The organism is Ferrimonas sp. YFM (assembly GCF_030296015.1).
Taxonomy (GTDB): domain Bacteria; phylum Pseudomonadota; class Gammaproteobacteria; order Enterobacterales; family Shewanellaceae; genus Ferrimonas.
Genome location: NZ_AP027368.1, coordinates 1,541,150 through 1,567,594 on the forward strand (window position 1 = coordinate 1,541,150; position 26,445 = coordinate 1,567,594).

23 protein-coding genes are annotated in these 26,445 nt (G+C 59.7%); 7 read left to right on the plus strand and 16 right to left on the minus strand.

What is annotated here, in order from left to right; translation table 11 throughout:
• Positions 1–76: 76 nt before the first annotated feature.
• Positions 77–541, minus strand: coding sequence for a hypothetical protein (locus tag QUE41_RS07230; protein ID WP_286342204.1), 465 nt, complete (start codon positions 539–541; stop codon positions 77–79).
• 238 nt (positions 542–779) lie between these two features.
• A complete protein-coding gene (locus tag QUE41_RS07235; protein ID WP_286342205.1) occupies positions 780–1,823 on the minus strand; it encodes a Glu/Leu/Phe/Val dehydrogenase dimerization domain-containing protein in 1,044 nt (347 codons plus the stop codon).
• 207 nt (positions 1,824–2,030) lie between these two features.
• On the opposite strand from QUE41_RS07235, the gene QUE41_RS07240 reads away from it, so the two are divergent.
• Positions 2,031–2,450 (plus strand): DUF4826 family protein, encoded by a 420-nt coding sequence (locus QUE41_RS07240; protein WP_286342206.1) that lies wholly within the window; start codon positions 2,031–2,033, stop codon positions 2,448–2,450.
• A 44-nt stretch (positions 2,451–2,494) separates the two neighbouring features.
• Here QUE41_RS07240 and QUE41_RS07245 read toward each other — a convergent pair whose 3' ends face one another.
• The 3 genes from QUE41_RS07245 to QUE41_RS07255 form a co-directional block, all read right to left on the minus strand.
• Positions 2,495–3,874, minus strand: coding sequence for a sigma-54-dependent transcriptional regulator (locus QUE41_RS07245; protein ID WP_286342207.1), 1,380 nt, complete (start codon positions 3,872–3,874; stop codon positions 2,495–2,497).
• Positions 3,871–5,841: an ATP-binding protein gene (locus tag QUE41_RS07250; RefSeq protein ID WP_286342208.1), complete on the minus strand. Its 1,971-nt coding sequence runs from the start codon at positions 5,839–5,841 to the stop codon at positions 3,871–3,873. The genes QUE41_RS07245 and QUE41_RS07250 overlap by 4 nt, the downstream gene beginning before the upstream one ends.
• 155 nt (positions 5,842–5,996) lie before the next feature.
• The gene (locus QUE41_RS07255; protein WP_286342209.1) at positions 5,997–7,046 is read right to left on the minus strand and encodes a porin; all 1,050 of its coding nucleotides are present in this window, start codon (positions 7,044–7,046) and stop codon (positions 5,997–5,999) included.
• Between the two features lie 432 nt (positions 7,047–7,478).
• Here QUE41_RS07255 and QUE41_RS07260 point away from each other — a divergent pair, with 432 nt between their 5' ends.
• Both QUE41_RS07260 and QUE41_RS07265 read left to right on the plus strand, forming a co-directional pair.
• The gene (locus tag QUE41_RS07260) at positions 7,479–9,266 is read left to right on the plus strand and encodes a flavocytochrome c (protein ID WP_286342210.1); all 1,788 of its coding nucleotides are present in this window, start codon (positions 7,479–7,481) and stop codon (positions 9,264–9,266) included.
• A gap of 290 nt (positions 9,267–9,556) precedes the next feature.
• Positions 9,557–9,955, plus strand: a complete 399-nt coding sequence (locus tag QUE41_RS07265; RefSeq protein ID WP_286342211.1) for a DUF2057 family protein — start codon at positions 9,557–9,559, stop codon at positions 9,953–9,955.
• A 106-nt stretch (positions 9,956–10,061) separates the two neighbouring features.
• On the opposite strand, the gene QUE41_RS07270 is transcribed toward QUE41_RS07265, so the two are convergent.
• The 7 genes from QUE41_RS07270 to rluE all read right to left on the minus strand — a co-directional run bounded on the left by QUE41_RS07270 (position 10,062) and on the right by rluE (position 19,440).
• Positions 10,062–11,183, minus strand: a complete 1,122-nt coding sequence (locus QUE41_RS07270; protein WP_286342212.1) for a cupin domain-containing protein — start codon at positions 11,181–11,183, stop codon at positions 10,062–10,064.
• A 55-nt stretch (positions 11,184–11,238) separates the two neighbouring features.
• On the minus strand, positions 11,239–14,295 hold the full coding sequence (locus QUE41_RS07275; RefSeq protein ID WP_286342213.1) for an efflux RND transporter permease subunit: 3,057 nt from the start codon (positions 14,293–14,295) through the stop codon (positions 11,239–11,241).
• Positions 14,283–15,314, minus strand: a complete 1,032-nt coding sequence (locus tag QUE41_RS07280) for an efflux RND transporter periplasmic adaptor subunit (protein ID WP_286342214.1) — start codon at positions 15,312–15,314, stop codon at positions 14,283–14,285. Before QUE41_RS07280 ends, QUE41_RS07275 begins: the two co-directional genes overlap by 13 nt.
• 108 nt (positions 15,315–15,422) lie before the next feature.
• A complete protein-coding gene (purB, locus tag QUE41_RS07285; RefSeq protein WP_286342215.1) occupies positions 15,423–16,790 on the minus strand; it encodes an adenylosuccinate lyase in 1,368 nt (455 codons plus the stop codon).
• Positions 16,791–16,949: 159 nt separating this feature from the next.
• A complete protein-coding gene (hflD, locus tag QUE41_RS07290) occupies positions 16,950–17,561 on the minus strand; it encodes a high frequency lysogenization protein HflD (RefSeq protein WP_028108253.1) in 612 nt (203 codons plus the stop codon).
• An 11-nt stretch (positions 17,562–17,572) separates the two neighbouring features.
• Positions 17,573–18,688 (minus strand): tRNA 2-thiouridine(34) synthase MnmA, encoded by a 1,116-nt coding sequence (mnmA, locus tag QUE41_RS07295; protein ID WP_286342922.1) that lies wholly within the window; start codon positions 18,686–18,688, stop codon positions 17,573–17,575.
• A 137-nt stretch (positions 18,689–18,825) separates the two neighbouring features.
• Positions 18,826–19,440: a 23S rRNA pseudouridine(2457) synthase RluE gene (gene rluE / locus QUE41_RS07300; protein WP_286342216.1), complete on the minus strand. Its 615-nt coding sequence runs from the start codon at positions 19,438–19,440 to the stop codon at positions 18,826–18,828.
• Between the two features lie 341 nt (positions 19,441–19,781).
• On the opposite strand from rluE, the gene icd reads away from it, so the two are divergent.
• Entirely contained in the window at positions 19,782–21,035 is a 1,254-nt protein-coding gene (icd, locus tag QUE41_RS07305; protein ID WP_286342217.1) for an NADP-dependent isocitrate dehydrogenase, read from the plus strand.
• Positions 21,036–21,112: 77 nt separating this feature from the next.
• On the opposite strand, the gene cspD is transcribed toward icd, so the two are convergent.
• On the minus strand, positions 21,113–21,319 hold the full coding sequence (gene cspD, locus QUE41_RS07310; protein ID WP_286342218.1) for a cold shock domain-containing protein CspD: 207 nt from the start codon (positions 21,317–21,319) through the stop codon (positions 21,113–21,115).
• A gap of 198 nt (positions 21,320–21,517) precedes the next feature.
• Here cspD and clpS point away from each other — a divergent pair, with 198 nt between their 5' ends.
• Together clpS and clpA are read left to right on the plus strand one after the other, a co-directional pair.
• Positions 21,518–21,832: an ATP-dependent Clp protease adapter ClpS gene (gene clpS / locus QUE41_RS07315; RefSeq protein ID WP_286342219.1), complete on the plus strand. Its 315-nt coding sequence runs from the start codon at positions 21,518–21,520 to the stop codon at positions 21,830–21,832.
• 34 nt (positions 21,833–21,866) lie between these two features.
• Positions 21,867–24,134, plus strand: coding sequence for an ATP-dependent Clp protease ATP-binding subunit ClpA (clpA, locus tag QUE41_RS07320; RefSeq protein ID WP_286342220.1), 2,268 nt, complete (start codon positions 21,867–21,869; stop codon positions 24,132–24,134).
• 86 nt (positions 24,135–24,220) lie between these two features.
• On the opposite strand, the gene infA is transcribed toward clpA, so the two are convergent.
• The 3 genes from infA to aat form a co-directional block, all read right to left on the minus strand.
• Positions 24,221–24,439 carry a translation initiation factor IF-1 gene (infA, locus tag QUE41_RS07325; protein WP_028108260.1) on the minus strand — a complete coding sequence of 73 codons (219 nt, stop codon included), beginning with the start codon at positions 24,437–24,439 and terminating at the stop codon, positions 24,221–24,223.
• Positions 24,440–24,511: 72 nt separating this feature from the next.
• Positions 24,512–25,210 carry an arginyltransferase gene (locus QUE41_RS07330; RefSeq protein WP_286342221.1) on the minus strand — a complete coding sequence of 233 codons (699 nt, stop codon included), beginning with the start codon at positions 25,208–25,210 and terminating at the stop codon, positions 24,512–24,514.
• Positions 25,203–25,916, minus strand: coding sequence for a leucyl/phenylalanyl-tRNA--protein transferase (gene aat, locus QUE41_RS07335; RefSeq protein WP_286342222.1), 714 nt, complete (start codon positions 25,914–25,916; stop codon positions 25,203–25,205). The genes QUE41_RS07330 and aat overlap by 8 nt, the downstream gene beginning before the upstream one ends.
• Before the next feature lie 56 nt (positions 25,917–25,972).
• Here aat and QUE41_RS07340 point away from each other — a divergent pair, with 56 nt between their 5' ends.
• Complete coding sequence (locus QUE41_RS07340) at positions 25,973–26,434, plus strand: outer membrane lipoprotein (protein ID WP_502876020.1); 462 nt, start codon at positions 25,973–25,975, stop codon at positions 26,432–26,434.
• The last annotated feature ends 11 nt before the right edge of the window (positions 26,435–26,445 follow it).

A 26,445-nucleotide genomic window follows, 5' to 3' on the forward strand; every position in this document is an offset into this window, starting at 1 on the left:
TGGCTTGATGGTGCGACCAGGGGGCGTTACTGGGGATAAACGGAACCAGAGGGAGATAAACGGTTAACTGTTTCTATCAGAGAGTGTCCCTAGGGGAGGAGAGGGTGAATTTGCGGACGGCCAGCTTAACCAGTTTTACCGAATAGGCGTTGATCAAACCCAGGACCATGGCGGCTAACGGAATAATCAGAGTAAGAAAGAGAGAAACGCAGAACAGCAGACCCATCAACAACTTGTCTGTCAGGATATCCTTTGAGTGAGACCAGCCCCCAACATAGCCGTCTGAGAACAAACAGAATGCCGTGTAGAAGTAAGCAGATGACAGGGAGACGTGCAACCAAATATTGGTCTTTGCGTTGTCACTGAAATGGGAGACGGTCAGACATAAACCCAGGATGATGTAGAGGACAAAAATGGTTGTGTCAGATTGATAGCGGGCGAGGTTCTGTGCGAGATTTCCATGAGTGGCTGCGTAAGCGACACCACAGAATAGCCCCAGGGTTATGCCGCCACAGACCAACCTCTCGACATACTTTCCCATCCGTTGCTTCCGCTCCATTGACTATCTTGCTTATCCGATGCCGTGGAACAACTCGCCTTTGTTCGACAAGTGTCGAGACATGAACTTATAAAAAAACCAGTTCAGAGATCTGGGCTTTATGTACTTAATTTATAAAGACTATGTCATACAGTTAAGGGAGGGCAAGAGTCGTTTTTTCGATTTGCTAAGGCAAACAAAAAACGCCCCGCAATGCGGGGCGTTTTGTCTTAATCGCTGATTACGCCTTGGCGGCGCGAGCCTGGGCGATGATCTCCCGGGCCATGATGTCGGCCACCTCACCGGTGGTTTTCCCTTCCTCTTCCGCCTTGGCGAAGATGGTCAGCAGGGTGTAGTAGATCTTGCGTACCTTGGCTTCGGACTTATCCGCGTCGTAGTCTTTCTCGAAGGAGACGTTGATGATGCCGCCGGCGTTGATTACATAGTCCGGGGCGTAGAGGATTCCCCTCTCCTTGAGGATCTCACCGTGACGGGGTTCCGCCAGCTGGTTGTTGGCACAACCGGCAACTATGGTCGCCTTCAGCTGGGGGATGGTGGCGTCGTTGACGGTGGCACCCAGGGCGCAGGGGCAGTACACGTCGACGTTCTGGCTGTAGATCTCATCCAGGCCGACGACGGTGGCGCCAAACTCGGTGGCGGCACGATCCAGCTGTTCTGGGCTAAGGTCGCAGACCACCAGCTCGGCACCGGCTTCGTGCAGGTGACGGCAGATGTCGAAGCCCACATGGCCCAGCCCCTGTACCGCAACCTTGATCCCTTCCAGGCTGTCCAGACCGCGCTGGTGCTTCACCGCAGCCTTGATGCCCAGATAGGTGCCCAGGGCGGTGAACGGAGAGGGATCGCCACTCTGGCCTTCCAGACCGCACATGTAAGGGGTGACCTCATGGGCCTTCATGATGTCGGAGGTGTTGATCCCCACATCTTCTGCGGAGTAGTAGCGGCCGCCCAGGGAGTCGACGGCGCGACCGAAGGCGTGGAACAGGGCGTCGGACTTGTCGGACTTGGGATCGCCGATGATCACCGACTTGCCGCCGCCAAACTCCAGGCCGGCCAGGGCGTTCTTGTAGGTCATACCCCGGGAGAGGCGCAGTACGTCGTTGATGGCGTCCTCTTCGCTCTCGTAGGGCCACATGCGGCAGCCGCCGACGGCTGGACCCAGAGTGGTGTCGTGTACGGCAATGATCGCTTTAAGGCCTGAGGCCTTGTCGTGGCAGAACATGACGTGCTCATGTTCATCAAATGAGATGTGCTCGAAAATGGACACTGGCTTGCTCCCTGTGCAGTTTGCCTTTGTTTCAGGCCTTCTTATATGTGATTATGGTCGCCACCATACCAGTGACACACTGGTGCGCCAAGTCGAACCAGGGCCTGAGAGGGTGTCAAATGGCAAGCAAAGTTGACATAGATCACACTGCCAGTCTCTCTGCGCAAAAGTTGACTGGTATAAGGCAGTAGCAAGAAGGAAGAGGCAATGACAGAACAACAACAGCCCCCCCAGCAGGAGCAGGAGTGGATCCGGACTCAATTTCAGAAGGCCAACCGTCACATGGCGGAGAAGGGCCTGATTCCGGGCAAGGTGTACGACAAGGAGTGCCGGGTACTGCCCCCCTTCCTGGCCCTTTGGAAGATCATGGAAAGTGGCAGCGGTAAGCGCTACTGGGTACTCAGTGGCGACCTGCCTGCAGATCTGATGCAGGACACCCACATCGAGGATGCCCGCGATGCCCTGAGGCACTTCTCTTTGAACTGGCAAATGAAGGCGGAGAACATTCGCCGTACCACCCAGGACAAGACCCAGTTGGAGTATGCGGCGCTGCTGATCAACCGCGCCGAAGCGATGTCGCAGATGCAGATGGATGAACGTTTCTGGTCAGGTGAAGCCAAGGCCTGAGCCTGATACAGCATTGAAAAAGGGGAGCCATCGGCTCCCCTTTTTTATTCCCCCTTGGCCAGGCGGCGACTCAGCGCGCTCTGGCTGATCCCCAGCATCTTGGCGGCGGCGGTCTGGTTGTTGGCGGTGCGGCTCATCGCCTCTTCGATGATGGCACGGTTGACCTCGGCCAGGCTGGGCAACTGCTCCGGGAAACGCAGCAGTTGCGCCGGTGCCGCGTCTCCCTGGTGCTCCTGCATCGCTTCCACAAAGGGGGCGATATTCAGGTGAGTGTCGTCGCTGCGGCTGACCGCGTCGAACACCATCCCCTTGAGCTCTTGCAGGTTGCCCGGGAAAGGGTAGCCCGCCAGCTTGGCGGCCAGATCCGCTGGCAGCAGTGGGGCCGGGCGCTGCATCTGCTCGCTGGCCTGCTCGATGAAATGGTTGAGCAGCAGCGGCAGGTCCAGGGGGCGCTCCCGCAGAGGGGGCAGGTTGATGCGGTGTGCCCGCAGCCGGTACAGCAGATCGTTGCGGAAACGGCCCGCTTTTTTCAGCTCCAGCAGGTCATGCTGAGTGGAGGTGACGATGCGACAGCGCACCGGGAAGGGGCGATCACTGCCGATGGGGTAGTACTGACGGTACTGCAGCAGATCCAGCAGTTTTGCCTGGGCCTCCAGGGGCAGATCGCCGATCTCATCCAGGTAGAGCAGCCCCTCTTGGGCGCTGTGCACCAGGCCGGCCCGGGCCGGTTCATCCCCTTCGACGGCGCCACGAACCTGGCCAAACAGGGTGGCCTCGAACCCTTCCAGGCTCAGGCCCGCCAGATTGACCCGGACGAACGGCGTGTCGGCACCAACCAGGCGGTGCAGGGCCTGGGCAAACAGATCCTTGCCACTGCCACTTTCGCCGGTGATCAGGATTGGTTCCGGACTGATGGCCAGGGCTTCCAGGTAGCGCAGCCGGTCCAGCATCGCCGGCTCGCAGGTGAGAATGTGGTTGAAGGCTTCAGGCTGAGCCAGTTCCCGGCTGAGGAAGCTCTCTTTGATCTGCTGATAGCTGCGCTCCAGGCCCACCACTTCCAGGGCACGGCGCACCGTGCTGGCCAGATCTTCCACGTTGCCGGTCTTGATGAAGTAGTCGTAGGCGCCGCGCTTCATGCAGCGCACCGCGGTTTCCACCTCGTTGACCCCGGTGACGATGATCACCCTGGTGTTGGGGTAGCGGCCGCGGATCTCCTCCAGCAGCTGTTCACCTGAGTGGAAGGGCATGGTCAGGTCCAGCAGCACCAGGGCGTACTCCTTGAGATCCATGCGGTTGAGCACCTGACGGCTGTCTACACAGGTGTCCAGGGTGGCCTCTGGCACCAGGCGGGTCAGGGTCATGGAGAGGGTGCGCAGCCACTGGGCTTCGTCGTCCACCAGCAACAGGTTTCGTGCCAGCTTCATGCTTGCTCCTCCTCGGGGAAGTAGAGGGTCATGGTGGTGCCTTGGTCCAGATCGGACTCCACCAGCCATTTGCCATTGTGTTCATTGATGATGCGGCTGCACACCGACAGCCCCAGGCCGGTGCCGCCCACGTGGCGGCGGGTGGTGAAGAAGGGCTCCTTGATGCGCTGTACCGTCTCCCTGTCCATGCCGCAGCCGTTGTCGCGGATCTTGATAAAGACCCCCTGGGGATCCCGGCCGGTCTCCAGCTGGAGCACGCCACGGTCCGGGCTCATGGCGTGACAGGCGTTCTGAACCAGGTTGATCATCACCTGCTGCAGCTGCTGGGCATCGCCTCGCATCCTCGGGTCCTGTTCATCCAGGGCGGTCTGGACCCCGAAACGTTTCACCTGATTGGCGGTGAGGCGCAGGGAGACCTGAACCACGTCATTGAGGCTCAGGCTCTGGTGGCTGGCCTGATCGGCGGGGCGGGCGTACTGCTTGAGGTCGTCGACGATCCGGGCGATGCGCCTGGCTCCCTCTTCGATGGTGTGGCTGCCGTTGTCCAGTTCCCTCAGGGCCCGGTCCGGATCCAGTCCGGCGATCAGCCAGAAGGGATCCTGCTCCCGGTAGTGTTCGATGGCGGGCTTGAGATCCTGCATCGCTTCGCTGAACAGGGCGATGGCGTGGACTATCAGCCCGGTGGGGTTGTTGATCTCATGGGCGATGCCCGCGGACAGTTCGCCCAGGGAGGCCAGGCGGCTGGCCTGTTCATTGGCCTGACGCAGCTTGTGCTGCTCGGTGGTCTCCTCGAGCATCACCACTGCCTGCTCCTGGCCTATGGGGTGGATCTGCAGCTGCCAGTACTGCTGCCCCTGGTGCAGCTCCTTAACCTGGCCCTTCTGGGTGTTGAGCACCATCCTGAGTATCGGTGCCAGCTGAAAGTGCAGGCCCAGGCTGTCCAGCAGGGCCCCGGACTCCAGCATCGACTGATTTTTGCCGTTGCTCCACAGGCACTCCTGGCGGCGGTCAAACAGGAATACCCCGTGGGGGATGCCGTCGAGCACCGACTGGAACTGGCGAGACAGCTGGGAGATGCGCCCTTCCGCCAGGCGGCGCTGCTCCAGTTCGTTGTCCAGGTCCAGGGTGCGTTTGTGCAGCCGGCGGCTGATGGAGAAGGTAAACACCAGGCCGATGGCGGCCAGGGTGGCGATCAGCACCGAGCCCCACATCACCTGCTCGTGGGTGGAGGTCAGATCCACCTTCTCCCGGCCGGTGCCAAACCATTTGTTGACCAGCAGGTCGTACTCGCCGGAGAGCTTGAGCTGGCGCAGGGCCTTGTTGATCTCGGTCATCAGTGCCGCGTTCTTGTCATTGCTGACGAAGTTGAAGGCGCCGTAGATCAGCGGGTCACTGGCACTGCGCACCGAGGGGTAGAGGGGCTGCAGGCGTCGGGCGACGAAGTTCTCCGCCAACACCACGTCCACCCGCTTCTGCAGCAGCATCTTGAAGCCGGTTTCATAGAGATCCACATCGATGCGGATAAAGTTCTGAGGGTGGCCCCGCAGGTAGACATCGACGAAAGAGCCCACCTTGATCGCCACCCGCTTGCCCGCCAGATCCTGCCAGTTGTTGATGAAGCTCTTGCCCTGCAGGGTATAGGCCTTGGCGTGGGTGGCGTAGATGGGATCGGACTGCTGGGCGTTGCGGCTGATGGCCACCGGGCTCACCACACAGATGACGTCGATGTCACTGTTCGGGTTCTGCACGTCCCGCACCAGTTGCTGGAAGGATTTGCGTCTGGGGTGGATGCTGTGCCCGGTCAATTGACCGATGCGCTTGAGCAGCTCGATGTTGAAGCCCTGATCCACCCCGTTCTTGCGCCACTCCAGAGGCGCGGTATTGGAGTGAACCCCAAACACCACAGGTTCGCCGGAGGCCAGACACAGGGATGAGAACAGCAGCAGAATTGAGAGGCAATATTTCATGGGGGAATCATACCTAAGAGTAGGTAGCCGAGATGTGCAGAGGATCGCGAATTGGACTCAGGTCCAGTGCAGACTCTCATTCGGGGGAGCATGCGCCGTGTTGCCGGTCCCAAAAAAAGGGGCCCGCAGGCCCCTTAGAGTTTGTCGTACAGGAGTTAGAACTTGTAGTGCAGACCCATGGTGAAGATGTTGTCACCTTCGTCGTACAGCTTGGCGGCGGCAGTGGCCACTTCCGCGTCGAAGCGGCTGTAGTGGGCGTACAGCTTGGCGGCTTTGCTCAGCTTGTAGTCGGCGCCTACGGCGTAGTTGGTCACTTCGGCCTTGGTGACGTCGCCCTTGTTCAGGCCAGCCAGGCTCTTCATGACGTTGCCAGCGTATTTGCCGTTACCGGAGTCGTCCTGGCCATAACGGGCTTTCAGGGTGATCACATCGGTCAGAGGGTAGGCGGCGTCAACAACGAAACCGCTGCCATCCAGGTTCTCGAAGTTGAGATCCTTGGTGTCCTGGAAGATGGCGCCCAGCTTCACCTTGCCCAGTTTGACCTGACCGGTGATACGGTAGGCTTCATCGCCACCCAGACCGGCGTTGTAACCCAGGGCCACGAAGTAGTTCTTCTTCGCCAGCTTCTTGTCGCCGTACAGGGCGGATACTGAGTACAGGTCACCCTCAACATCGGCGTCGGCGCCGTAGGCGTCGTCTTCCAGCTGGTAGGTACCGATCAGAGTCACGCCACCCAGTTTAGGGGAGATGTAGCTGATCATGTCGCCGTAGCGGCTGTTGCCGGAGAACAGGCGGTTGATGTCGGTGTTGGTCAGGTTGAACTTGTCTACGCCGCCTTCAGCTTTCCAGAATGCGGAGCCCATCTTACCGAAGGTCAGCTCACCGAAGCCGCCTTTCAGACCCAGGTAGGTGTCACGAGAGGAGAATGGGTTGCTGGCATCGCTGTCTTCACCGCGAACCATCACTTCGGCCTTGTACACCAAGGCCAGGGCGTCGTTCAGGGCTACGTTGCCCTTGATGCCAACCAGGGAGAAGTCGTTCTCGATGGTGGTGCCTTCGCCACCGCCGATGTTGGAAGCGAAACCGGTATCGGCGTCAGTCACTGCCAGACGCATGGCGCCATAGAAGGTGGGCATCTCTGCCTGTACTGCAGTGGAGCCCAGCAGAGCCAGCAGCATAGAGGAAGCTACAATGCTTTTTTTCATCTTACATACCCTATTTTATTTGGTGTGGGATTGCTTGGCGGAAAGATTAAGAAATAAATAGCCGGCATAATGTGATCTAAAGTGGAATTTATATTTGTTTAATTGTCTGTGGTTTTAATATTTGCCCCAAGCCTTATTTTATTGGCTTTCTTTGAGCTTGCTAGTGTGGGTCTATGCAAAAATGCATAGGCGGCCATGGTGCAATGCACATCTGCATAGTGCTAAAACCCCGCTGTGACAGTGGCTTCACTTCTGTGCTTTGGATGGCGAACTGGCTTGTATTTCCAATGAGGCTGACAAAAGATAAAAGGTAAAAGGGAGCCGGCATTAAATTGTTCTATTTACTAGATTCAAAAAATGAATATTTCGGCTCTTTTATTAACGGCGTGAAAAATCATTTTTCATGTTCGTAAAACCACCTAGGAGATATCGATGAACGCTCGCAAATATGCACTGTCTCTGAGTGCACTTTTGGTGTCCGGTGTATTGTCTGCTTCCACTCTGGCTGCAGACAATCTGGCCGATTTCCACGCTGATAACCTGGGCTGTGAAGCCTGCCACACCGAGAGCATGGAGCTGTCTGACGACAACCTGAGCCATGAGAACAGCCAGTGTGTCAGCTGCCACGGCGATCTGAAAGAGGTGGCCGAGTCCACCAAGCACGAGCATTTCAACGCTCACGCTTCCCACTTCCCCGGTGAGCCAGCCTGTACCGCCTGTCACGCGGGCCACCAGAAGTCCCTGAACTACTGCGATTCCTGCCACAGCTTCGATTTCGACATGCCTTACCACGGCAAGTGGGAGCGCCACGAGCCTTCCATCGCCGAGCTGCACAAAGACAAGGCTGACCGCGAAGCGGCCCTGGCTGCTGCCCCTCGTGACACCGTTGATGTGCTGGTAGTGGGTTCCGGTGGCGCCGGTTTCTCTGCTGCCGTATCCGCCTTCGACAACGGCGCCAAGGTGATGCTGATTGAGAAGGAGCCTGTGATCGGTGGTAACGCCAAGCTGGCCGCCGGTGGCATGAACGCCGCCGAAACCAAGCAGCAGGCAGCCAAGGGCATCAAGGACAGCATCGAGCTGATGACCAAGGACACCATGAAGGGTGGCCGCAACATCAACGATCCTGCCCTGGTTAAGGTTCTGGTTGAAGACTCCGCAGGCTCCATCGACTGGATGACCGGCATGGGCGCGGATCTGAGCGACGTAGGCCGCATGGGTGGCGCGTCCGTTAACCGTACTCACCGTCCAACCGGTGGTGCCGGTGTGGGTGCCCACGTGGTTCAGGTGCTGTACGACAATGCGGTGAAGCGCAACATCGACATGCGCATGAACACCCGTGGTGTTGAAGTCCTCAAAGATGCCTCCGGCAAGGTGAAGGGCATGCTGGTCAAGGGCAAATACACAGGTTACTACTGGGTGAAAGCCGACGCCGTCGTGCTGGCCACCGGTGGCTTCGGTAAGAACAACGACCGTGTTGCCAAACTGGATCCCAAGCTGAAGGGCTTTAAAGCCACCAACCAGCCTGGCGCCACAGGTGACGGTCTGGACGTGGCCGGCGAAGCCGGTGCCGCCATGGTTGATCTCAAGTACATCCAGGCTCACCCAACTCTGTCCATCAAGGGCGGTGTGATGGTGACCGAGGCGGTTCGTGGTAACGGTGCCATCCTGGTGAACCGTGAAGGTAAGCGTTTCGTCAACGAGATCACCACTCGTGACAAGGCTGCCGCAGCCATTCTGCAGCAGACCGGCAAGACTGCCTTCCTGATCTTCGATGACTCCGTACGCAAGTCTCTGAAGAAGATTGAGAAGTACATTGGTCTGGGCGTAGTACCCGCCAACGCTTCCATCGTGGAACTGGGCAAATCCCAGGGCATCAACGGCGACGAGCTGAAGAAATCCATCGCCCGCTACAACGAGTTTGTGGCGGCCGGTAAAGACGCTGATTTCGAGCGTCCTCAGCTGCCTCGCGCCCTGAACGAAGGCCAGTACTACGCCATCGAAGTGGGCCCAGGTGTGCACCACACCATGGGTGGCGTGAAGATCGACAACAAGTCCGAAGTTCTGGACACCAAGGGTAAGGTGATTCCTGGCCTGTACGGTGCCGGTGAGGTGACTGGTGGTGTTCACGGCGCCAACCGTCTGGGTGGTAACGCCATCTCCGACATCGTGACCTTTGGTCGCCTGGCCGGTGAGGAAGCGGCCAAGTACTCCAAGCAGTAACAGCGAACATCAGTTTCATTCCTGCACGCTTTTGGGAGGGCCTCGCGCCCTCCCTTTTTTGTGCCTGCCTCTCCGGATTCAGCCTGAACTCTGTTTGTTGTCATTCCCCGCAGTATTGAGTGTCGCCGCGGCACCCTGGCGCCGACACCCCTGCTGTCGCCGTCAAAAAACTCAGCAGAGAACTCGATACAGTGGAAATAAAAATGTGATCAAAGTCACATTGTCTGTTAGATCTTATAGGGAGTGGCGGCATAGAGCCGTACAGCACGCGCTACAGGGAGAGAACAACAATGCGTACACTGATTGCATCCGCGGCCATGATGATGGCATCCATGGCTTCAGCCAGCACTCTGACCCTGCCCACAGGCTTCTACGCCATGGAGGTCAATGGTGCACCCGCCCAGCAGCAGGGACGTACCCTGGAACTGGGAGAGGGCAAGCAGGTGGTGACCCTGAGGTACATCAACCCCTACATCAGTCACCCCGAGTCCAACGACTTCTACACCTCCAAGCCTCAATATCTGGTGTTCAACGCCGGAACCGGGGAGATGCAGCTGGTGCTGGACGAGCGCCGCCAGTTTGATCCCTACGCGGCCGATCTGAAGTTCCACATTCAGGCCAATGGCCGCAAGGTGGCCATGAAACGCTACAGCGGTCATTCGGCGATTGCCGCGGCCCTGGCTGACTAGTTCCAAACGCAACATCTGTCTTCATCCGCACGATAAATTCGGGGAGCCATAGGCTCTTTTTTATGTCAGTTTCTTGATGCCGGCAGCCAGCCAATGTTGGGGGCCGTTACTCCAGATACCAGTACCCCAGGTTGATGAACTCCAGCAGGGTGGCGCTGTCTGTCTCGTCAGCCAGAAGCGGTGCCAGGGTCTTGGCGTCCAGGTGAGCCTGTTCCCTCAGCGGCAGCGCCGCAGCCGATGAGTTCAGTTGCCAGTGGTGACCGTCCAGGTAGAGGCTGCCGGGCAGATCCCCCTCCAGATGCAATACCTTGAGGCCGCCGATGCGCACCAGGCTGTTTCCCCGCTCCAGGGCTGCGGTGAGCCAGGGCAGATCCACCGGCTCTTCCGGGGGCAGGGGCTCAAGCTCGAACCGGTTCTGGCTGAGCAGGCTGCCCAGCATGGGGCGCAGGGTCGTGGGAGCCGTCATCAGCTGGATCATCAGATTCGCCAGTCCCTGCTGATGGTCTGCGCTGATAAGAGAGGCTTGCCCGGGCTCAGAGTCTGAGGTGAACCGCTGTTGGCCCTGGTTGGTGTCCTGCAGCTGGTCGGCCAGCTGGCACAGCAGCTCCTGTTGGCTGGGGGCACGAAATCCCACAGAGTAGGAGAGGGAGGGGGCCAGGGTCTGACCGCAGTGGGGGTAGCCCGGTGGAATGTAAAGCAGATCCCCCGGGCCCATCTCCACATCCAACAGAGGCTCAAAATCCTCCACCAGCGCCAGGGCGCCGCTGCCCTGCCTGGGCTTGTGCTCGCCCAGATCCCCCACCTGCCAACGGCGCCGGCCCTGCCCCTGGATGATAAATACATCGTAGTTGTCGATGTGGGGACCCACTCCGCCTCCCGGGGCGGCAAAGGAGGCCATCAGATCATCGAAGCGCCAGTCCGGCAGGAAGCGGAAACAGGCGGCCAACTCGCTGGCGGCGGGCTCCAGGTGATTGACCGCCTGCACCAGCAGCTGCCAGCCGGACTCGCCCAGGCGCTCAAAGTCGGTGACCGGCCCCGATTCGCTGCGCCACTGGTCTCCTTGCTGAATGACCAGCCGGCTGCTGACCGACTCTTCCGTCGCCAGGCCCGCCAGCTCATCGGGCTCTATGGGGTCCTGGAAGTCGGCAAAGGCGCCTTTGATAAACAGGGGCTTCTTCTGCCAGTGGTGGTGCAGAAACTCCCGGGTGTCGAGACTCAGGTGGTACATGGCGCTCCTTGTCGATATGGCCATCTCCTTTGGGACCCCGGATTATATCCATTCCCTAGCCCTTAGGCGACGGAATGCGGAAGAACAGGGCGTAGAGCACCGGCACCACAATCAGGGTCAGCAGGGTGGCGAAGGAGAGTCCCCCCACCAGCACCACCGACATGGAGCGGAAGAAGGCGTCGAAAAACAGCGGCAGCACCCCCAGTACCGTGGTCAGGGCGCCCATCATCACCGGTCGCACCCGACTGGCGGAGGCGTCGATCACCGCCTGGTAGGGGGGCTTGCCTTCATCGATCTCCAGATCGATCTGATCCACCAGAACGATGGCGTTTTTGATCAGCAAGCCGGAGAGGGAGAGCAGGCCGAGGATCCCCATAAACTCCATGGGGGTGGCGGTGGTCAGCAGGCCGGCCACCACCCCAATCAGGGCCAGGGGCACCACCAGCCAGATGATTACCGGCTGGCGGACGGTGCCGAACAGCACGAAGACGATCACCACCATAAACAGGATGCCCAGGGGGATCACCGAGGCCAGATCCTCCTGGGATTCGGTGGAGTCACCATACTCGCCGTCCCACTCCAGGGTGTAGCCGTTGGGCAGGGGGATCGCCTCCACCTGGCTCTTGATGCGCCCCAGCAGATCCGACGCCAGTTCGCCGGGAAGGGGGTCGCTCTGGGCCTTGATGGTCCACAGCCGGTCCTCCCGCTTTATCTGTCCGTCGCGCCAGGTGGTGCGAAACCCCTCCACCACCTGGGTGATGGGCACGGTCTGGCCGGTAGAGGCGCTCAGCACCTGGATGTTCTGAATCCCCTCGATGCCCACCCGCTCCAGGGCCGGGGCCCGGGCGAAGATGGGGATGAGGTCGTCAAACTCCCTAAAGGTGCCTATCTGGCGGCCGGAGAAGTTGGTCAGCAGCGCCATGGCCAGATCTTCCCGGTTGATGCCGGCTCGCCGGGCCTCCGATTCCGAATACAGGGGTTCGATGACGCTGACCGGCTGGCGCCAGTCGTCCTTGATGGCGATGGCGCCGCCGTCGGCAATCATGATCGCCTTGGCCTGATCCGCCAGCTGTCTGAGCACGGCCCTATCCGGCCCCTTGAAGGTGGCCTCGATCTTGGAGCCGCCTCCGGGACCGAGGACGAAGCGCCATACCTTGGCCTGGGCATTGGGGAAGGTCTGATCGATGTGGTTCTGAATCTTGGGGATCAGGGTGTCGTTGCGCCGGTAATCATCCAGCCTGACCAGCAACTGGCCGTAGGCGCTGTTCTCCGACTCCGGGGCGTACACCAGCATGTAACGCAGGCCGCCGGCCCCTATGGTGGCGTTGACCGACTCCACCCCCTCCTGCTCCAGGACAAAGGCTTCGATGGCGGCCAGGTCTTCATAGGTGCGCTCGATGTCACTGCCCTGGGGCAGCCAGTAATCCACCACCATCTGCGGGGTGGTGGACGCGGGAAAGAAGCCATCTTTGACGAACTGAAAGCCCCAGGCGGAGACAAGAAACAGACCAAAGACCCCAAGCACCAGCAGGCCGCGCAGTTTCAGCGACAGCTCCAGGGTGGCCTTGTAGCTGCGGATAAAGCCGCTCTCCGCTGACTGCTGCGCCTGGCCCTGCTGCTCCTTGAACAGCCAGTAGCAAAAGAGCGGGGTCAGGGTCAGGGCGAACACCCAACTGTAGAACAGGGAGATGAGGATCACCCAGAACAGGTGGCCGGTGTACTCGGCGGTGTCGCCGGGGGCAAAGCCGATGGGGGCAAAGGCGATGATCCCTACCAGGGTGCCCCCCAGCAGGGGCCACTGGGTCTGGGTGACGATGGTTTTGGCGATCTCCAGTTTTTTGATGCCCCGCTGCATCCCCACCAGAATCCCTTCGGTGACCACGATGGCGTTGTCCACCATCATCCCCAGGGCGATGATCAGAGCCCCCAGGGAGATGCGGTGCATGGGGATACCGCTGATGTGCATGGTGGCCAGGGTGGCGGCGATGGTGAGCAGCAAAATGGCGCCAATCACCGTGGAGGATTTCAGTCCCATAAACAGCAGCAGGGTCACCACCACAATGGCCAGGGCGATAAGCACATTGGCCACAAACCCCTGTACCGAGGCCTCCACCTCCTGGCCCTGATGATAGAACTGACCGACCTGGATGCCCCAGGGACGGCGGCTTTCCGCCTCTGCCAGCTTGGCGTCGATCGCCTTGCCCACCTTAACGATGTTGCTGCCCTGAACCGCGGAGATCCCCACAGCCACCGCCGGCTGACCGTTGAAACGGTAGCTGTGATCCCTGGGGGTCTGGTAGCCACGCCAGACGTTGGCGATGTCCTTGAGGTAGACCACCTGGCCGTCTGCGGTGGAGGAGACCTGCAGGTTACGGATGGACTCCACCGAGTCGATGTTGCCACTGGGGTAGATGATCACCCGCTTGTCGCCTATTTTCACATCTCCGGCGCTGCTGACGGTGTTCTGGCTCTCCAGGGTGGCGTAGATGTTGTTGATGTTCAGGCCCAGGGCGGTGGCGTGGGCCCGGGAGATCTCCACATAGATCCCCTCGCTGCGTTCTCCGCCCAGGGTGACCTTGGCCACATCCTCCACCTGCAGCAGTTCGCTCTGCAGCTGTTTGGCGTAGTGGCGCAGTTCGGCGTCAGAGAAGCCCTGGCCGGTGATCAGGTAGTAGAGGCCGTAGACATCGCCGAAGTCGTCCACCACTACCGACTCGTAGGTGCCCGGGGGCAGGTCGCTCTGGGCGTCACGCACCTTGTTTCTCAGCTTGGTCCACACCAGCTGCAGGGCATCCTTGCTCTTGGAAAACTCATACTTGATGTTGACCTTGATCTCCGACACCCCATCGGAGGAGGTGGACTCAAGAAAATCCACCTCCTGCATCTCCTGAATCGCCTGCTCCAGAGGGTCGGTGACCTCCTCGGCCACCTCCTCGGGACTGGCCCCAGGGTAGAGGGTGATCACCGGGGCCTCCCGAATGGTGAAGTCCGGGTCTTCCAGCCGGGGCATCTCCTGGTAGGCGTTCCAGCCCCCCATGCACACCAGGATGATCAGGATGACGCTGAACACCTTGTTGCGGATGCTGAACTCTGCCAGGTTCAATCCTGCCATGGTTTCACCTCCATCCCCTCCGCCAGGTAGGTGCCGCCGGCGGCCACTATGGTGTCGCCGATGGCCAGCCCCTGTTTCACCGGCACCAGGTCACCCACCCCTTCCGCCACCTGAATGTCCCGGCGACTGACGGTGTTGCTCTGCTGCTGATAGAGCCACACATAGGTCTGTGTGCCCTGTTGCTGTACTGCATCCAGGGGGATCGCCAGGGTATTGCTGTTGGCCCCGGGGGGCGTGGCTTCCACCGTGGCCAGCATGCCGGGGAGGATCAGCTTGTCCTCAGGCGGGGTAAACAGCCAGGTAACCGGGTAGGTCTGGGAGCTGGGGTCGGCAATCAGGCCGATCTCTTTGAAGCGGGCGGTAAAGCGTCGGCTGGGGTCGGCGTTGATGTACACCTCGACCGTGGGGGGGGCGGCGTCCTGAATCAGCCTGGAGGGAACATTGAAGTTCACCTCAAGCTCTTGGGTGTCGATCAGCTTGGCCACCAGTTCCCCGGCGGCGATGTTCTGCAGGTTGATCACCGGCACCTGGGCGATGATGCCGGAGAAGGGGGCGTGCAGGACGCTGTCATCCAGGGCTTTCTGGGCGATCCCCAGGTTGGCCTTAGCGATGTCCCGGGCGGAGAGCTGCTTGGTGAGGTCGCTTTGAGAGATCAGTCCCTTGGAGGCCACCTGCTCCAGTCGCCGGTACTCCCGCTCGGCGTTGTCATACTCCGCCTGGGCCGAGGCCAGTTTATTGAGGAAATCCCTCTGGTCCAGTTTGGCCAGCAGCTCCCCCTCCTGCACCTGTTGCGCCTCGATGATATTGAGCTCCTTGAGCAGGCCACTGACCTGGAAGCTCAGGTCGGCGTCCCTGGAGGCGTCCACCACGGCGGGGAACTCATAGATCTGATTGCGCTGGGCGTCGGTGATGGTGAACAGCTTTACCGGCCTGACGGCAGCGGCACGCTGTTGTTCCGGTTCCGGGGAGCAGGCGATCAGCAGCGGCAGGCTGAGCAGCAGGGGTTTCAGGGCGTCCATCTGGGTCTCCGTCGGGGAAAGCTCAGTGTTTAGCCTAGACGAAGATGTTGAATGATAGAGGAAAGAAAAACGCCACCTTAGCGGTGGCGTTTTCACAGAGCGGTGAGGTTACAGCTCTTCGAGGAAGCGCTGGGCACGGCCGGTGTAGTTGGCCGGAGTCAGCTGCTTGAGCTCTGCCTTCACCTCGTCGGGCAGGGCCAGGCCGTCGATAAACTCGGCCATCATCTGCTGGTTCACCCGCTTGCCCCGGGTCAGCTCCTTGAGCTTCTCATAGGGCTTTTCGATGCCGTAGCGGCGCATCACGGTCTGGATGGGCTCTGCCAGCAGCTCCCAGTTGTTGTCCAGTTCGGCCAGCAGGCTGGCTTCGTTGACTTCCAGCTTGCTGATCCCCTTGAGGGTAGCCTGGTAGGCGATCAGGCTGTAGCCGGCGCCCACACCCAGGTTGCGCAGTACGGTGGAGTCGGTCAGATCACGCTGCCAGCGGGAGACAGGCAGTTTGGCCGCCAGATGCTGGAACAGGGCATTGGCCAGGCCCAGGTTGCCTTCGGAGTTTTCGAAGTCGATGGGGTTGACCTTGTGGGGCATGGTGGAGGAGCCAATCTCGCCGGCCACGGTCTTCTGCTTGAAGTGGCCCAGGGCGATGTAGCCCCACACGTCCCGGTCGAAATCGATGAGGATGGTGTTGAAGCGGGCGAGGGCGTCGAACAGCTCGGCGATGTAATCGTGGGGCTCAATCTGAGTGGTCCAGGGGTTCCAGGTCAGACCCAGGCCGGTGACAAAGCGCTCGGACATCTGATGCCAGTCAGCATCCGGGTAGGCGGACAGGTGGGCGTTGTAGTTGCCCACGGCGCCATTGATCTTGCCGAGGATCTCGACCGCGGCAATCTGCTTCACCTGACGCTCCAGACGGATGGCGACGTTGGCCATCTCCTTGCCCATGGTGGTGGGACTGGCGGGCTGGCCGTGGGTACGGGCCATCATGGGGATGGTGGCGTAGTGCTGGGCCAGATCCTTGATGGCGTCCACCAGTTGCTGGCAGTAGGGCAGAATCACCTGATCGCGGGCTTCGGTCAGCATCAGGCCATGGGAGAGGTTGTTGATGTCTTCGCTGGTGCAGGCGAAGTGAACAAACTCGTTAATGGCGTGCAGCTCGGCGTTGTCGGCGATGCGCTCCTTGATGAAGTACTCCACCGCCTTCACGTCGTGGTTGGTGGTGCGCTCAATCTCCTTCACCCGGGCGGCGTCGGCTTCACTGAAGTTGGCCACGATGCCATCGAGCACGGTCAGTGCCTCTTCGGAGAAGCAGGGAACTTCGTTGATCTCAGGGCAGGCAGCCAGCATCTTCAGCCAGCTGATCTCAACCTGAACCCGGTACTTGACCAGACCGAACTCACTGAAGATGGAACGAAGAGGGGATGTTTTGCTTCCATAGCGGCCGTCAACCGGAGAGATGGCAGTGAGGCTGGAAAGCTCCATTTAGGACTCCTTGGGTACAAAGACAGAGGTTGTGACCCGGGCTCGTGCCAGGGTTCATTATAGTTGCGGGCAATTCTATCAAAGGCCCGCCCGAGTTTGGAGGGCTGGCAAAAAAAGATGCGCCCGTGGGGCGCATCTTCTGGGTTGTTCACCCTATGGCTATCTCAAGGCCTGCATCGCCGCCTTGACCATGGCGCCCCGCGAGAACATCAGCTGGCGGCGCTTGCCACCGAGCTGGCGCCACAGCACCGCCGCCCGAACGGCGCCGAGCAGCAGGGCGCGGATGCGGGCCTGGTTGCTGCTCTGCTGCAGCTGCTCCGGGTTGCCGACCACCTGGATCTTGGCGCCTAGGGGGCTGATCACATCGCTGTAGATGGAGGCCATGTTGGCCAGCACCTGAGGATCGGTCAGCTCGAAGTGGTGCAGCTGACGCTTCACCTGGCTGATGCGCTCACCCAGCATCCCCAGGGCAGAGGAGTTTTTCGCCAGTTTGCGCTCCAGGGCCAGGATGCCGACGATGTAACGGGTCAGGTCCACATCCTTGCGATTGCCATCGCCGATCTGGTCCACCAGGGTACGGAAGCCGGCGTTGAGCTGATGGCGGTCGTAGACCTCCTCCACGCTGTCCGGGGTGGTGATCATCACCGCGCCCAGGGAGTGGCTCATCGCCTCCTCATCGACCCGGCCATAGCGAGCCAGTTGCTGCACCTGCCATACCGCCTGACAAAGGGCGGCAAAGGCCAGGGTGCGCGCTTGCAGGTTATCTTGCATCTTAAATTCCGTTAGCGAATGACAGCGTCGATGATGCCGCCGCCCAGGCAGACCTCACCATCATAGAATACGGCGGACTGGCCAGGGGTGACCGAAGAGACCGGCTCATCGAACATCACTTCCAAATCACCATTATCCAATACCTTGAGGCTACAGGGAATATCCTGTTGGCGATAGCGGGTTTTTACCGTTATCCGGCTGCCATCGGCCGGACCCTTGCGGTCCACCCAGTGCAGCTGGTTGGCCACCAGGCCTTTGGAGAAGAGCCTGGGGTGGTCGGCCCCTTGGGCCACCAGCAGGACGTTGCGCTCCAGATCCTTGTCCACCACGTACCATGGGTCATCGCCTGAATTCTTCAGGCCGCCGATCCCCAGCCCTTTACGCTGGCCCAGGGTGTGGTACATCAGCCCCTGATGGGTGCCGATCACCTCACCGTCGACGGTCTCGATGTCACCGGGCTGAGCGGGCAGGTACTTGGCCAGGAAATCGGTGAATTTGCGCTCGCCGATGAAACAGATGCCGGTGCTGTCCTTCTTGGAGGCGGTGACCAGATCCTGCTCCTCGGCGATGCGGCGCACCTCTGGCTTCTCCAGCTCACCCACGGGGAACAGGGTCTGGCCCACGTGTTCACTGCCCAGGGTGTAGAGGAAGTAGCTTTGGTCCTTGTTGCCATCCAGGCCTCTGAGCATCTGGAAGCGGCCGTCCTCGGTTTCGCGTCGGCGCACATAGTGGCCGGTGGCGATGTAGTCGGCACCCAGGGCTTCGGCGGCGAACTCCAGGAAGGCTTTAAACTTGATCTCTTTGTTGCACATGATGTCCGGGTTGGGGGTGCGTCCCGCCTTGTACTCCTCCAGGAAGTACTCGAACACATTGTCCCAGTATTCTGCAGCAAAGTTGACGCTGTGCAGCTCGATGCCCAGCTTGTCACATACCGCCTGAGCGTCGGCCAGATCCTGCGCTGCGGCGCAATACTCTTCGGTGTCATCTTCCTCCCAGTTCTTCATGAACAGGCCCTCTACCTGATAGCCCTGCTGCATCAGCAGATAGGCGGAGACAGAGGAGTCGACGCCGCCGGACATACCGACGATCACCTTTTTTGAGCTGTTATCTGACATAGACAAGCGAATTCCGGTTAGTAGTGTGGCTCAACAAAAAACGGCGCCCGCAAAGCGGGCGGGGCAGAATTTTATCACGAAATGGCCATATGGGGTTAGTGTTGCCCCCCTTCAAGAGGGGAAGTGGAGAAATTTCCAAATAGTTGGAATTAATTCTCCAGCTGGCGGTATTCGCCACTGGCCAGACCGTCCAGGGTCCAGTTGCCCATGCGATAGCGAATCAGCCTCAGGGTCGGGTGGCCGATGTGGGCGGTCATGCGGCGCACCTGACGGTTGCGTCCCTCGATGATGGTGATCGCCAGCCAGCTGGTGGGGATGGACTTGCGCTCGCGGATGGGCGGGTTTCGCGGCCACAGCCCCTGGGGCTCCTCTATGCGCTCCACCTTGGCGGGCAGGGTAGGGCCATCCTTGAGTGTCACCCCGTCGCGCAGCTGCGCCAGCGCGTCGTCACTGGGTTCTCCCTCGACCTGGACCCAGTAGGTCTTGCTGGTCTTCTTGCCTGGCTGGGTCAGCCTGGCCTGAAGCTTGCCGTCGTTGGTGAGCACCAGCAGTCCTTCGCTGTCCCTGTCCAGGCGGCCGGCGGCGTACACCCCGGCAACGGGAATGAAGTCCTTGAGGGTGGCGCGATTCTGATCGTCGGTGAACTGGGTCAGTACATCGAAGGGCTTGTTGAACAGCAGCACCTTTCTCGGGCCCTGAGGCGGGCGAGGGCGATTTGCCGATGCCGGACGGCGCGGGGTTCTTTGGGGTCTTCTCTTTTGCATCCCCCTAGTTTACCCAGCTTGATACCCAGGGACTAGGGTATGTCGGTGCCAGCGAAACAATTTTGTACCGCTCGATGAACCGGTAAGCGGTTTAGGCTCGCTTTTGCTGTGATTTTAGGCAGATACTCCGGCGGCTGCCAACATCTCACCGACGAAAAAACAACCCCTAGACCAAGGTTCAATGGTATGACCCTTATGATGAAGTCATACTCAATGACGCGAAGTGGTGGCCGTTTCTAATCTGTGCAGTCTGGTATATGATGACGGCGAAATGTGACAAAGCTCATGATTCGGTCGGAAGGGCCGGCCCCCCTACATGCGCAAGGAAAAAGGAGAATTACATGGAGTCCAAGATTGTCGTTCCAGCTGCTGGTGAGAAGATTACTGTTGCCGACGGCGGTGCGCTGAACGTTCCCAACGAACCCATCATTCCTTACATCGAAGGTGATGGCATCGGTGTGGACGTGACCCCCCCTATGCGTAAGGTTCTGGACGCTGCAGTAGAGAAAGCCTACGGCGGTGAGAAGAAGATTCACTGGATGGAGGTCTACTGCGGTGAGAAATCCACCCAGGTCTACGGTGCCGACACCTGGCTGCCGGAAGAGACCCTGGAAGCGGTGAAGGATTACGCCGTTGCCATCAAGGGCCCCCTGACCACTCCGGTGGGCGGTGGTATCCGTTCCCTGAACGTGGCCCTGCGTCAGGAGCTGGACCTGTATGTGTGCCTGCGTCCCGTACGCTACTACCAGGGTACTCCCAGCCCACTGAAGAACCCCGAGCTGACCGACATGGTGATCTTCCGTGAGAACAGTGAAGACATCTACGCCGGTGTTGAGTGGCAGGCGGGCACCGCCGAAGCGGACAAGGTGATCAAGTTCCTGACTGAAGAGATGGGCGCCACCAAGATCCGATTCGAGGAGAACTGCGGCATCGGCATCAAGCCCATCTCGAAAGAGGGCACCGATCGTCTGGTGCGTGCGGCCATCCAATACGCCATCGATAACGATCGCGATTCCGTCACCCTGGTGCACAAGGGCAACATCATGAAGTTCACCGAGGGTGCCTTTAAGGACTTCGGTTATGAACTGGCCCAGCGTGAGTTCGGTGCCGAGCTGCTGGATGGTGGTCCATGGTGCAAGATGACCAACCCCAACACTGGCAAGGAGATCATCATCAAGGATGTGATCGCCGATGCCTTCCTGCAGCAGATTCTGTTGCGTCCCGCCGAGTACGATGTGATTGCCACCATGAACCTCAACGGTGACTACATCTCCGACGCCCTGGCGGCCCAGGTGGGTGGTATCGGCATCGCCCCCGGCGCCAACATCGGTGATGGTGTGGCCCTGTTTGAAGCCACCCACGGCACCGCGCCCAAGTACGCGGGTCAGGACAAGGTCAACCCGGGCTCCCTGATCCTCTCCGGCGAGATGATGTTGCGTCATCTGGGCTGGCTGGAAGCCGCCGACCTGGTGGTTAAGGGCATGGAAGGCGCCATCGCCGCCAAGACCGTGACCTACGACTTCGATCGCCTGATGGACGGAGCGACCCTGCTGAGCTGCTCCGAGTTCGGCGATGCGGTGATCGATAATATGTAAGAGGCTGTGTAGCCACAGGTTGCGAGCAACAAAAAAAGCAGACCCTCGGGTCTGCTTTTTTTAATTCAGATTCCGCCTTACTTGACGGGAGTGATGTTGGAGGCGTGCATCCCCTTGGGACCCTCTTCCATCTCAAACTCCACGTTCTGGCCGGCCTTTAGTGTCCGATACCCTTCCATCTGGATGGTGGAGTAGTGGGCAAACACGTCTTCACCTCCGGTCTCAGGGCAGATAAATCCGAATCCTTTGGCGTTGTTAAACCACTTCACTGTTCCGTTAGCCATACCTCGACTTCCTTCCATTAGTCTTGAATCGTCTTGTAATCGTCTGGTTTCGCCCATATAACTGGTAGTGAGGGCGAAACGTAGCGGCCAACTATTGATGTTGACTCTTTATCTATTAACAAATGAGTAACATGGTCGTCAAGCCCTAAATGAATCACAATCTTCAACAAACCCCAACGGAATGACTAAGCTTTTACAATGAGCAGAGAGACCCTACCAGACTTGGTTGTTGAGAGAGACTCTCAAGAACAGGCTGTGGAGCCACCGCCTCAGTACAAGGTGATACTGAATAATGATGACTACACACCCATGGACTTTGTGGTTGAAGTACTGCAGAAATTTTTTGCCAAGCCCGTCGAGGAAGCGACGGAGATCATGTTGACAATCCACCATCAGGGAAAGGGTATTTGTGGGTTGTACACCCTGGACATCGCCGAAACTAAGGCGATGCAGGTAAACCGGTACGCTCGTGAACACGGTCATCCTCTGTTGTGCTCAACAGAGCGCGTGTAACTAGCATGTCCAACGTAACTCAGGGGAACTCCATATGCTGAACAAAGACCTCGAACTGACCTTGAACACGGCGTTCCAGCGGGCCAAGAACAGCCGCCACGAGTTCATGACCGTAGAGCACCTGCTGCTCGCCCTGCTGGACAACCCGGCCGCCAAAGAGGCCCTGGAGGCCTGTGGCGCGAAGCTTGTGACCCTGCGACAGGAGATCGAGGGCTTCATTGAACAGACCACGCCGCTGATCCCCGCCGACGATGAGGAGCGGGAGACCCAGCCGACCCTGGGATTCCAGCGGGTACTGCAACGGGCCGTATTCCACGTACAGAGCAGTGGGCGCAACGAGGTGTCCGGTGCCAACGTGCTGGTGGCCATCTTCAGCGAGCAGGAGTCCCAGGCGGTCTACCTGCTGCGCAAATCCGACGTCACCCGGCTGGATGTGGTCAACTTCATCGCCCATGGGGTGGTGAAGGGTGGCGAGGACATGGACGCCGGCGGTGATGACAGCCAGGAAGAGGTGCAGAGCGAAGAGTCCGCCGAGGGCAATGAGAAGCTCGAGAACTTCGCCACCAATTTGAACGAGCAGGCCAAAGCCGGTCTGATTGATCCTCTGATTGGCCGCGACAACGAACTGGAGCGGGCCATCCAGGTATTGTGCCGCCGCCGCAAGAACAATCCGCTGCTGGTGGGCGAAGCCGGCGTGGGCAAGACCGCCATCGCCGAAGGCCTGGCCTATCGCATCGTCAATGAGCAGGTGCCTGAGGTGATGGCTGACGCCATCATCTTCAGCCTGGACATGGGCTCGCTGCTGGCGGGCACCAAGTACCGGGGCGATTTTGAGAAACGCTTTAAGGCGGTGCTGCGTCAGCTGCAGCGTCGCAAGAACGCCATCCTCTTTATCGATGAGATCCACACCATCATCGGTGCCGGCGCGGCCAGTGGCGGCATGATGGACGCCTCCAACCTGCTTAAGCCTCTGCTGTCCAGCGGCAAGCTGCGCTGCATCGGTTCCACTACCTACCAGGAGTTCCAGGGGATCTTCGAGAAGGACCGGGCCCTGGCTCGTCGTTTCCAGAAGATCGACGTGGTGGAACCCAGTGTGGAGGACACCATCCGCATCCTGCAAGGCCTGAAGGAGCGTTATGAGCAGCACCATGCGGTGCGCTACACCCAGTCGGCGTTGACCGCGGCGGCGGAGCTCTCCTCCAAGCACATCAATGAACGTCACCTGCCTGACAAGGCGATCGACGTGATTGATGAGGCGGGGGCTCGCATGGCGCTGTTGCCGCCGTCTAAGCGCAAGAAGACGGTGTCGGTGAATGACGTTGAGGCGATCATCGCCAAGATGGCGCGGATCCCCGAGAAGTCGGTGTCCGCCTCTGACAAGGATCTGCTGGCCAACCTGGACCGCAACCTGAAGATGGTGGTCTTCGGTCAGGACCCGGCCATCGACGCCCTGACCGCGTCTATCCGCCTCTCCCGCTCAGGCCTGGGCAATGAGGACAAGCCCGTGGGCAGCTTCCTGCTGGCCGGCCCGACCGGGGTGGGTAAGACCGAGGTCACCAACCAGCTGGCCAGGCTGATGGGGATCGAGCTGATCCGCTTCGACATGTCCGAGTACATGGAGCGCCACAGTGTCTCCCGTCTGGTGGGTGCGCCTCCAGGCTATGTGGGGTATGACCAGGGTGGCCTGCTCACCGATGCGGTGCTTAAGCATCCTCACTCCGTGGTGCTGCTGGATGAGATCGAGAAGGCTCACCCGGATGTGTACAACCTGCTGCTGCAGGTGATGGACCATGGCACCCTGACCGACAACAATGGTCGCAAGGCGGACTTCCGCAATGTGATCCTGGTGATGACCACCAACGCCGGTGTGCAGGAGACCATCCGCAAGTCCATCGGTTTCCGTCAGCAGGACCACAGCCTGGACGCCATGAGTGAGATCAACCGGGTATTCACCCCAGAGTTCCGCAACCGCCTGGATTCCATCATCTGGTTCAACCATCTGGATATGCAGGTGATCGCCAAGGTGGTGGACAAGTTCCTGGTGGAGCTGCAGGCGCAGCTGGACGCCAAGAGCGTCACTCTGCAGGTGGACGAGGATGCCAGGGTCTGGATGGCCGAGAAGGGCTACGACGAGAACATGGGCGCCCGCCCCATGGGCCGCCTGGTTCAGGAGCAGCTCAAAAAGCCTCTGGCCAATGAGATTCTGTTCGGTCGCCTCCAGGATGGCGGTGAGGTGCAGGTGACGGTGGAGTCCGATGAACTGACCTTCCACTATGCCCCGGAAGAGGTGGCGGAAGCCTGATAATCTGCCCGATAAACAAAAAGCCCAGCGTTTGCTGGGCTTTTTTGAATCCGGCGTCGGCCGCCGAGGCGACCTCGCAACAGGAATTAACGAGAACGGAAGACGATGCGGCCCTTGCTCAGGTCGTAGGGGGTCAGAGCTACAGTCACGGTATCGCCAGTGAGGATACGGATGTAGTTCTTGCGCATCTTGCCAGAGATGTGGGCGGTCACAACGTGGCCGTTTTCCAGTTCAACACGGAACATGGTGTTGGGGAGGGTCTCCAGGATGGTGCCCTGCATCTCAATACTGTCTTCTTTTGCCATTAAGTGGTTATCCTGTTACGAAACAAAAATCGGGCGTATCATGCCGCAATTTACGGCTAGTGTAAAGTTGGCTTAGGCCAGGGTGTGCCAGCCGCCGGTTGTCAGGGTCTGATAGGGGCGATACTGGGTTTTGTAGGCCATCTTCCGGCACTCTTCGATCTGGTAGCCCAGATAGAGAAAATGCTTACCCTCACTCTTGGCGTACTCCAACTGTTTAAGTATACCGCACACCCCCAAAGAGCGCTTATCCAGCTCGGGCTCGAAGAAGGTGTAGACCGCGGACAGCGCCTGACTGAGGCGGTCGGTCACCGCCACCAACACCAGCTTGCCGTCCAGGCGCCCCTCCAGATACCTCTGCTCCAGCCAGTCGCAGGGCAGGAAGCGGTTGAACTGTTCATCTGTGGGAGGATACATGGGACCGTCGCTGTGACGTCCGCGAATGTACCTGTGGTACAGGGCCCGGTGCTCATCGGTGGGCTGACTGACCACCCGCCAGGTCAGATCCCGGTTCTTGGCCAGTATCCGCCTCTGAGAGCGGCTGGGCACAAACTCTTTCACCAGAACCCGAACCGGCTCGCAGGAGCGACACTCAGGGCAGTGGGGGCGATAGACATCGCTGCCGCTGCGCCTAAACCCCAGGCTCATCAATCCCTCGAAGTGGCCCGGGTTCATCTTGCTCTGCACAATCAGCAGTTGTTCTTTCTTCTCAGGCCGGTAGCTGCACTCGAAGGGTTGGCTCAGCCCCAGAGGCAACCGGCTCACCTCAGACATTCAGGTTGATCTCCTGTGGTTGCCAGCGGGCCGGGTCCACCCGCTGATCCCGGCAGCCGGACAGAAGCTGCAGAAACGCCTCGCGGGAGAGGTTTTCACTGCCCAGGTGGGCCAGGTGTTCATTGGGCACCTGGGCGTCAATCCACTGTACGTTGCACGACTTCAGGTGGTGGTTCAGGGCCCAGAAGGCCGCCTTGGAGGCGTCGCTCTGACGGTGGAACATCGATTCCCCGCAGAACAGCCCGCCCACCAGTACGCCGTAGAGACCGCCGACCAGAGTGCCGTTGTGCCACACCTCCACCGAGTGGGCCTGGCCCAGACGGTGGAGTTCCAGGTAGCCGGCGCGCATCTGGGGCGAGATCCAGGTGCCCTCCTGTTTGGATCTGGGGGAGGCACAGCCGTCGATGACGCCGGCGAAATGGTGGTTCAGGGTCAATCGCCACCCCATGCGCCGCACCGATCGCTTCAGGCTGCGTGAGGGGCGGTGATTGGCCACCCGAAACACCGCCCTGGGATCCGGTGACCACCAGAGAATGGGCTCGTCCGGGTTGAACCAGGGGAAAATCCCCCTCCGGTAGGCCTGCATCAACCGCTCCGGGGAGAGGTCGCCTCCTATGGCCAGCAGGCCGTTGGGTTCGGCCAGTGCTTCCTCCGGGGTGGGGAACCAGTGATGTTCATTATTGAGGTAGCGGACAACCTTGACCATAACGCGTACTATAGAACCTGTGTCTTATTAAAGTTAGCGAAAAAACCATGCAGGTGATACGAGGATTGTTGGTGCTGATGCTTCTCGGCACCTCCCTGGCCCATGCCCAGGTCTATAACCGCAACCAGGCGGTGCCGGTGCAGAAGGTGGATTATGCCACAGTGGAATCGGTACGCCAGGTGGAACAACAGGAGCTTATCGAAGATCGTAACCGGGGGTGGAAGACCTTTGGTGGTGCCCTTATCGGTGGCCTGATCGGCAATCAGTTCGGGGATGGCTCCGGGCGGGATGTGGCCACCGTGGTGGGGGCCCTGCTGGGAGCCAACATGGCTCATAACCGCAACCCCGGTTATCAGGTTCGCCAGGTACGGCTGGTGGAGCTGATTGTGGTGACCGAAGAGGGGGAACGCCTCATGGTGCTGCAGGACAGAGATCCGTCGATGCTGTTTGCTCCCGGGGATGAGGTGAGGCTGGTGTTCCTCTCCAATGACAATGTCCGGGTCGACAAGGCGATGTAGCGCTAGCAGGC

Excerpts from the sequence above, each read along its gene's own strand:
- QUE41_RS07230 (WP_286342204.1), bottom strand. The coding sequence starts at position 541 with ATGGGAAAGTATGTCGAGAGGTTGGTCTGTGGCGGCATAACCCTGGGG.
- QUE41_RS07240 (WP_286342206.1), top strand. The coding sequence starts at position 2,031 with ATGACAGAACAACAACAGCCCCCCCAGCAGGAGCAGGAGTGGATCCGG.
- QUE41_RS07245 (WP_286342207.1), bottom strand. The coding sequence starts at position 3,874 with ATGAAGCTGGCACGAAACCTGTTGCTGGTGGACGACGAAGCCCAGTGG.
- QUE41_RS07250 (WP_286342208.1), bottom strand. The coding sequence starts at position 5,841 with ATGAAATATTGCCTCTCAATTCTGCTGCTGTTCTCATCCCTGTGTCTG.
- QUE41_RS07255 (WP_286342209.1), bottom strand. The coding sequence starts at position 7,046 with ATGAAAAAAAGCATTGTAGCTTCCTCTATGCTGCTGGCTCTGCTGGGC.
- QUE41_RS07260 (WP_286342210.1), top strand. The coding sequence starts at position 7,479 with ATGAACGCTCGCAAATATGCACTGTCTCTGAGTGCACTTTTGGTGTCC.
- QUE41_RS07265 (WP_286342211.1), top strand. The coding sequence starts at position 9,557 with ATGCGTACACTGATTGCATCCGCGGCCATGATGATGGCATCCATGGCT.
- QUE41_RS07270 (WP_286342212.1), bottom strand. The coding sequence starts at position 11,183 with ATGTACCACCTGAGTCTCGACACCCGGGAGTTTCTGCACCACCACTGG.
- QUE41_RS07275 (WP_286342213.1), bottom strand. The coding sequence starts at position 14,295 with ATGGCAGGATTGAACCTGGCAGAGTTCAGCATCCGCAACAAGGTGTTC.
- QUE41_RS07280 (WP_286342214.1), bottom strand. The coding sequence starts at position 15,314 with ATGGACGCCCTGAAACCCCTGCTGCTCAGCCTGCCGCTGCTGATCGCC.
- purB (WP_286342215.1), bottom strand. The coding sequence starts at position 16,790 with ATGGAGCTTTCCAGCCTCACTGCCATCTCTCCGGTTGACGGCCGCTAT.
- hflD (WP_028108253.1), bottom strand. The coding sequence starts at position 17,561 with ATGCAAGATAACCTGCAAGCGCGCACCCTGGCCTTTGCCGCCCTTTGT.
- rluE (WP_286342216.1), bottom strand. The coding sequence starts at position 19,440 with ATGCAAAAGAGAAGACCCCAAAGAACCCCGCGCCGTCCGGCATCGGCA.
- icd (WP_286342217.1), top strand. The coding sequence starts at position 19,782 with ATGGAGTCCAAGATTGTCGTTCCAGCTGCTGGTGAGAAGATTACTGTT.
- cspD (WP_286342218.1), bottom strand. The coding sequence starts at position 21,319 with ATGGCTAACGGAACAGTGAAGTGGTTTAACAACGCCAAAGGATTCGGA.
- clpS (WP_286342219.1), top strand. The coding sequence starts at position 21,518 with ATGAGCAGAGAGACCCTACCAGACTTGGTTGTTGAGAGAGACTCTCAA.
- clpA (WP_286342220.1), top strand. The coding sequence starts at position 21,867 with ATGCTGAACAAAGACCTCGAACTGACCTTGAACACGGCGTTCCAGCGG.
- infA (WP_028108260.1), bottom strand. The coding sequence starts at position 24,439 with ATGGCAAAAGAAGACAGTATTGAGATGCAGGGCACCATCCTGGAGACC.
- QUE41_RS07330 (WP_286342221.1), bottom strand. The coding sequence starts at position 25,210 with ATGTCTGAGGTGAGCCGGTTGCCTCTGGGGCTGAGCCAACCCTTCGAG.
- aat (WP_286342222.1), bottom strand. The coding sequence starts at position 25,916 with ATGGTCAAGGTTGTCCGCTACCTCAATAATGAACATCACTGGTTCCCC.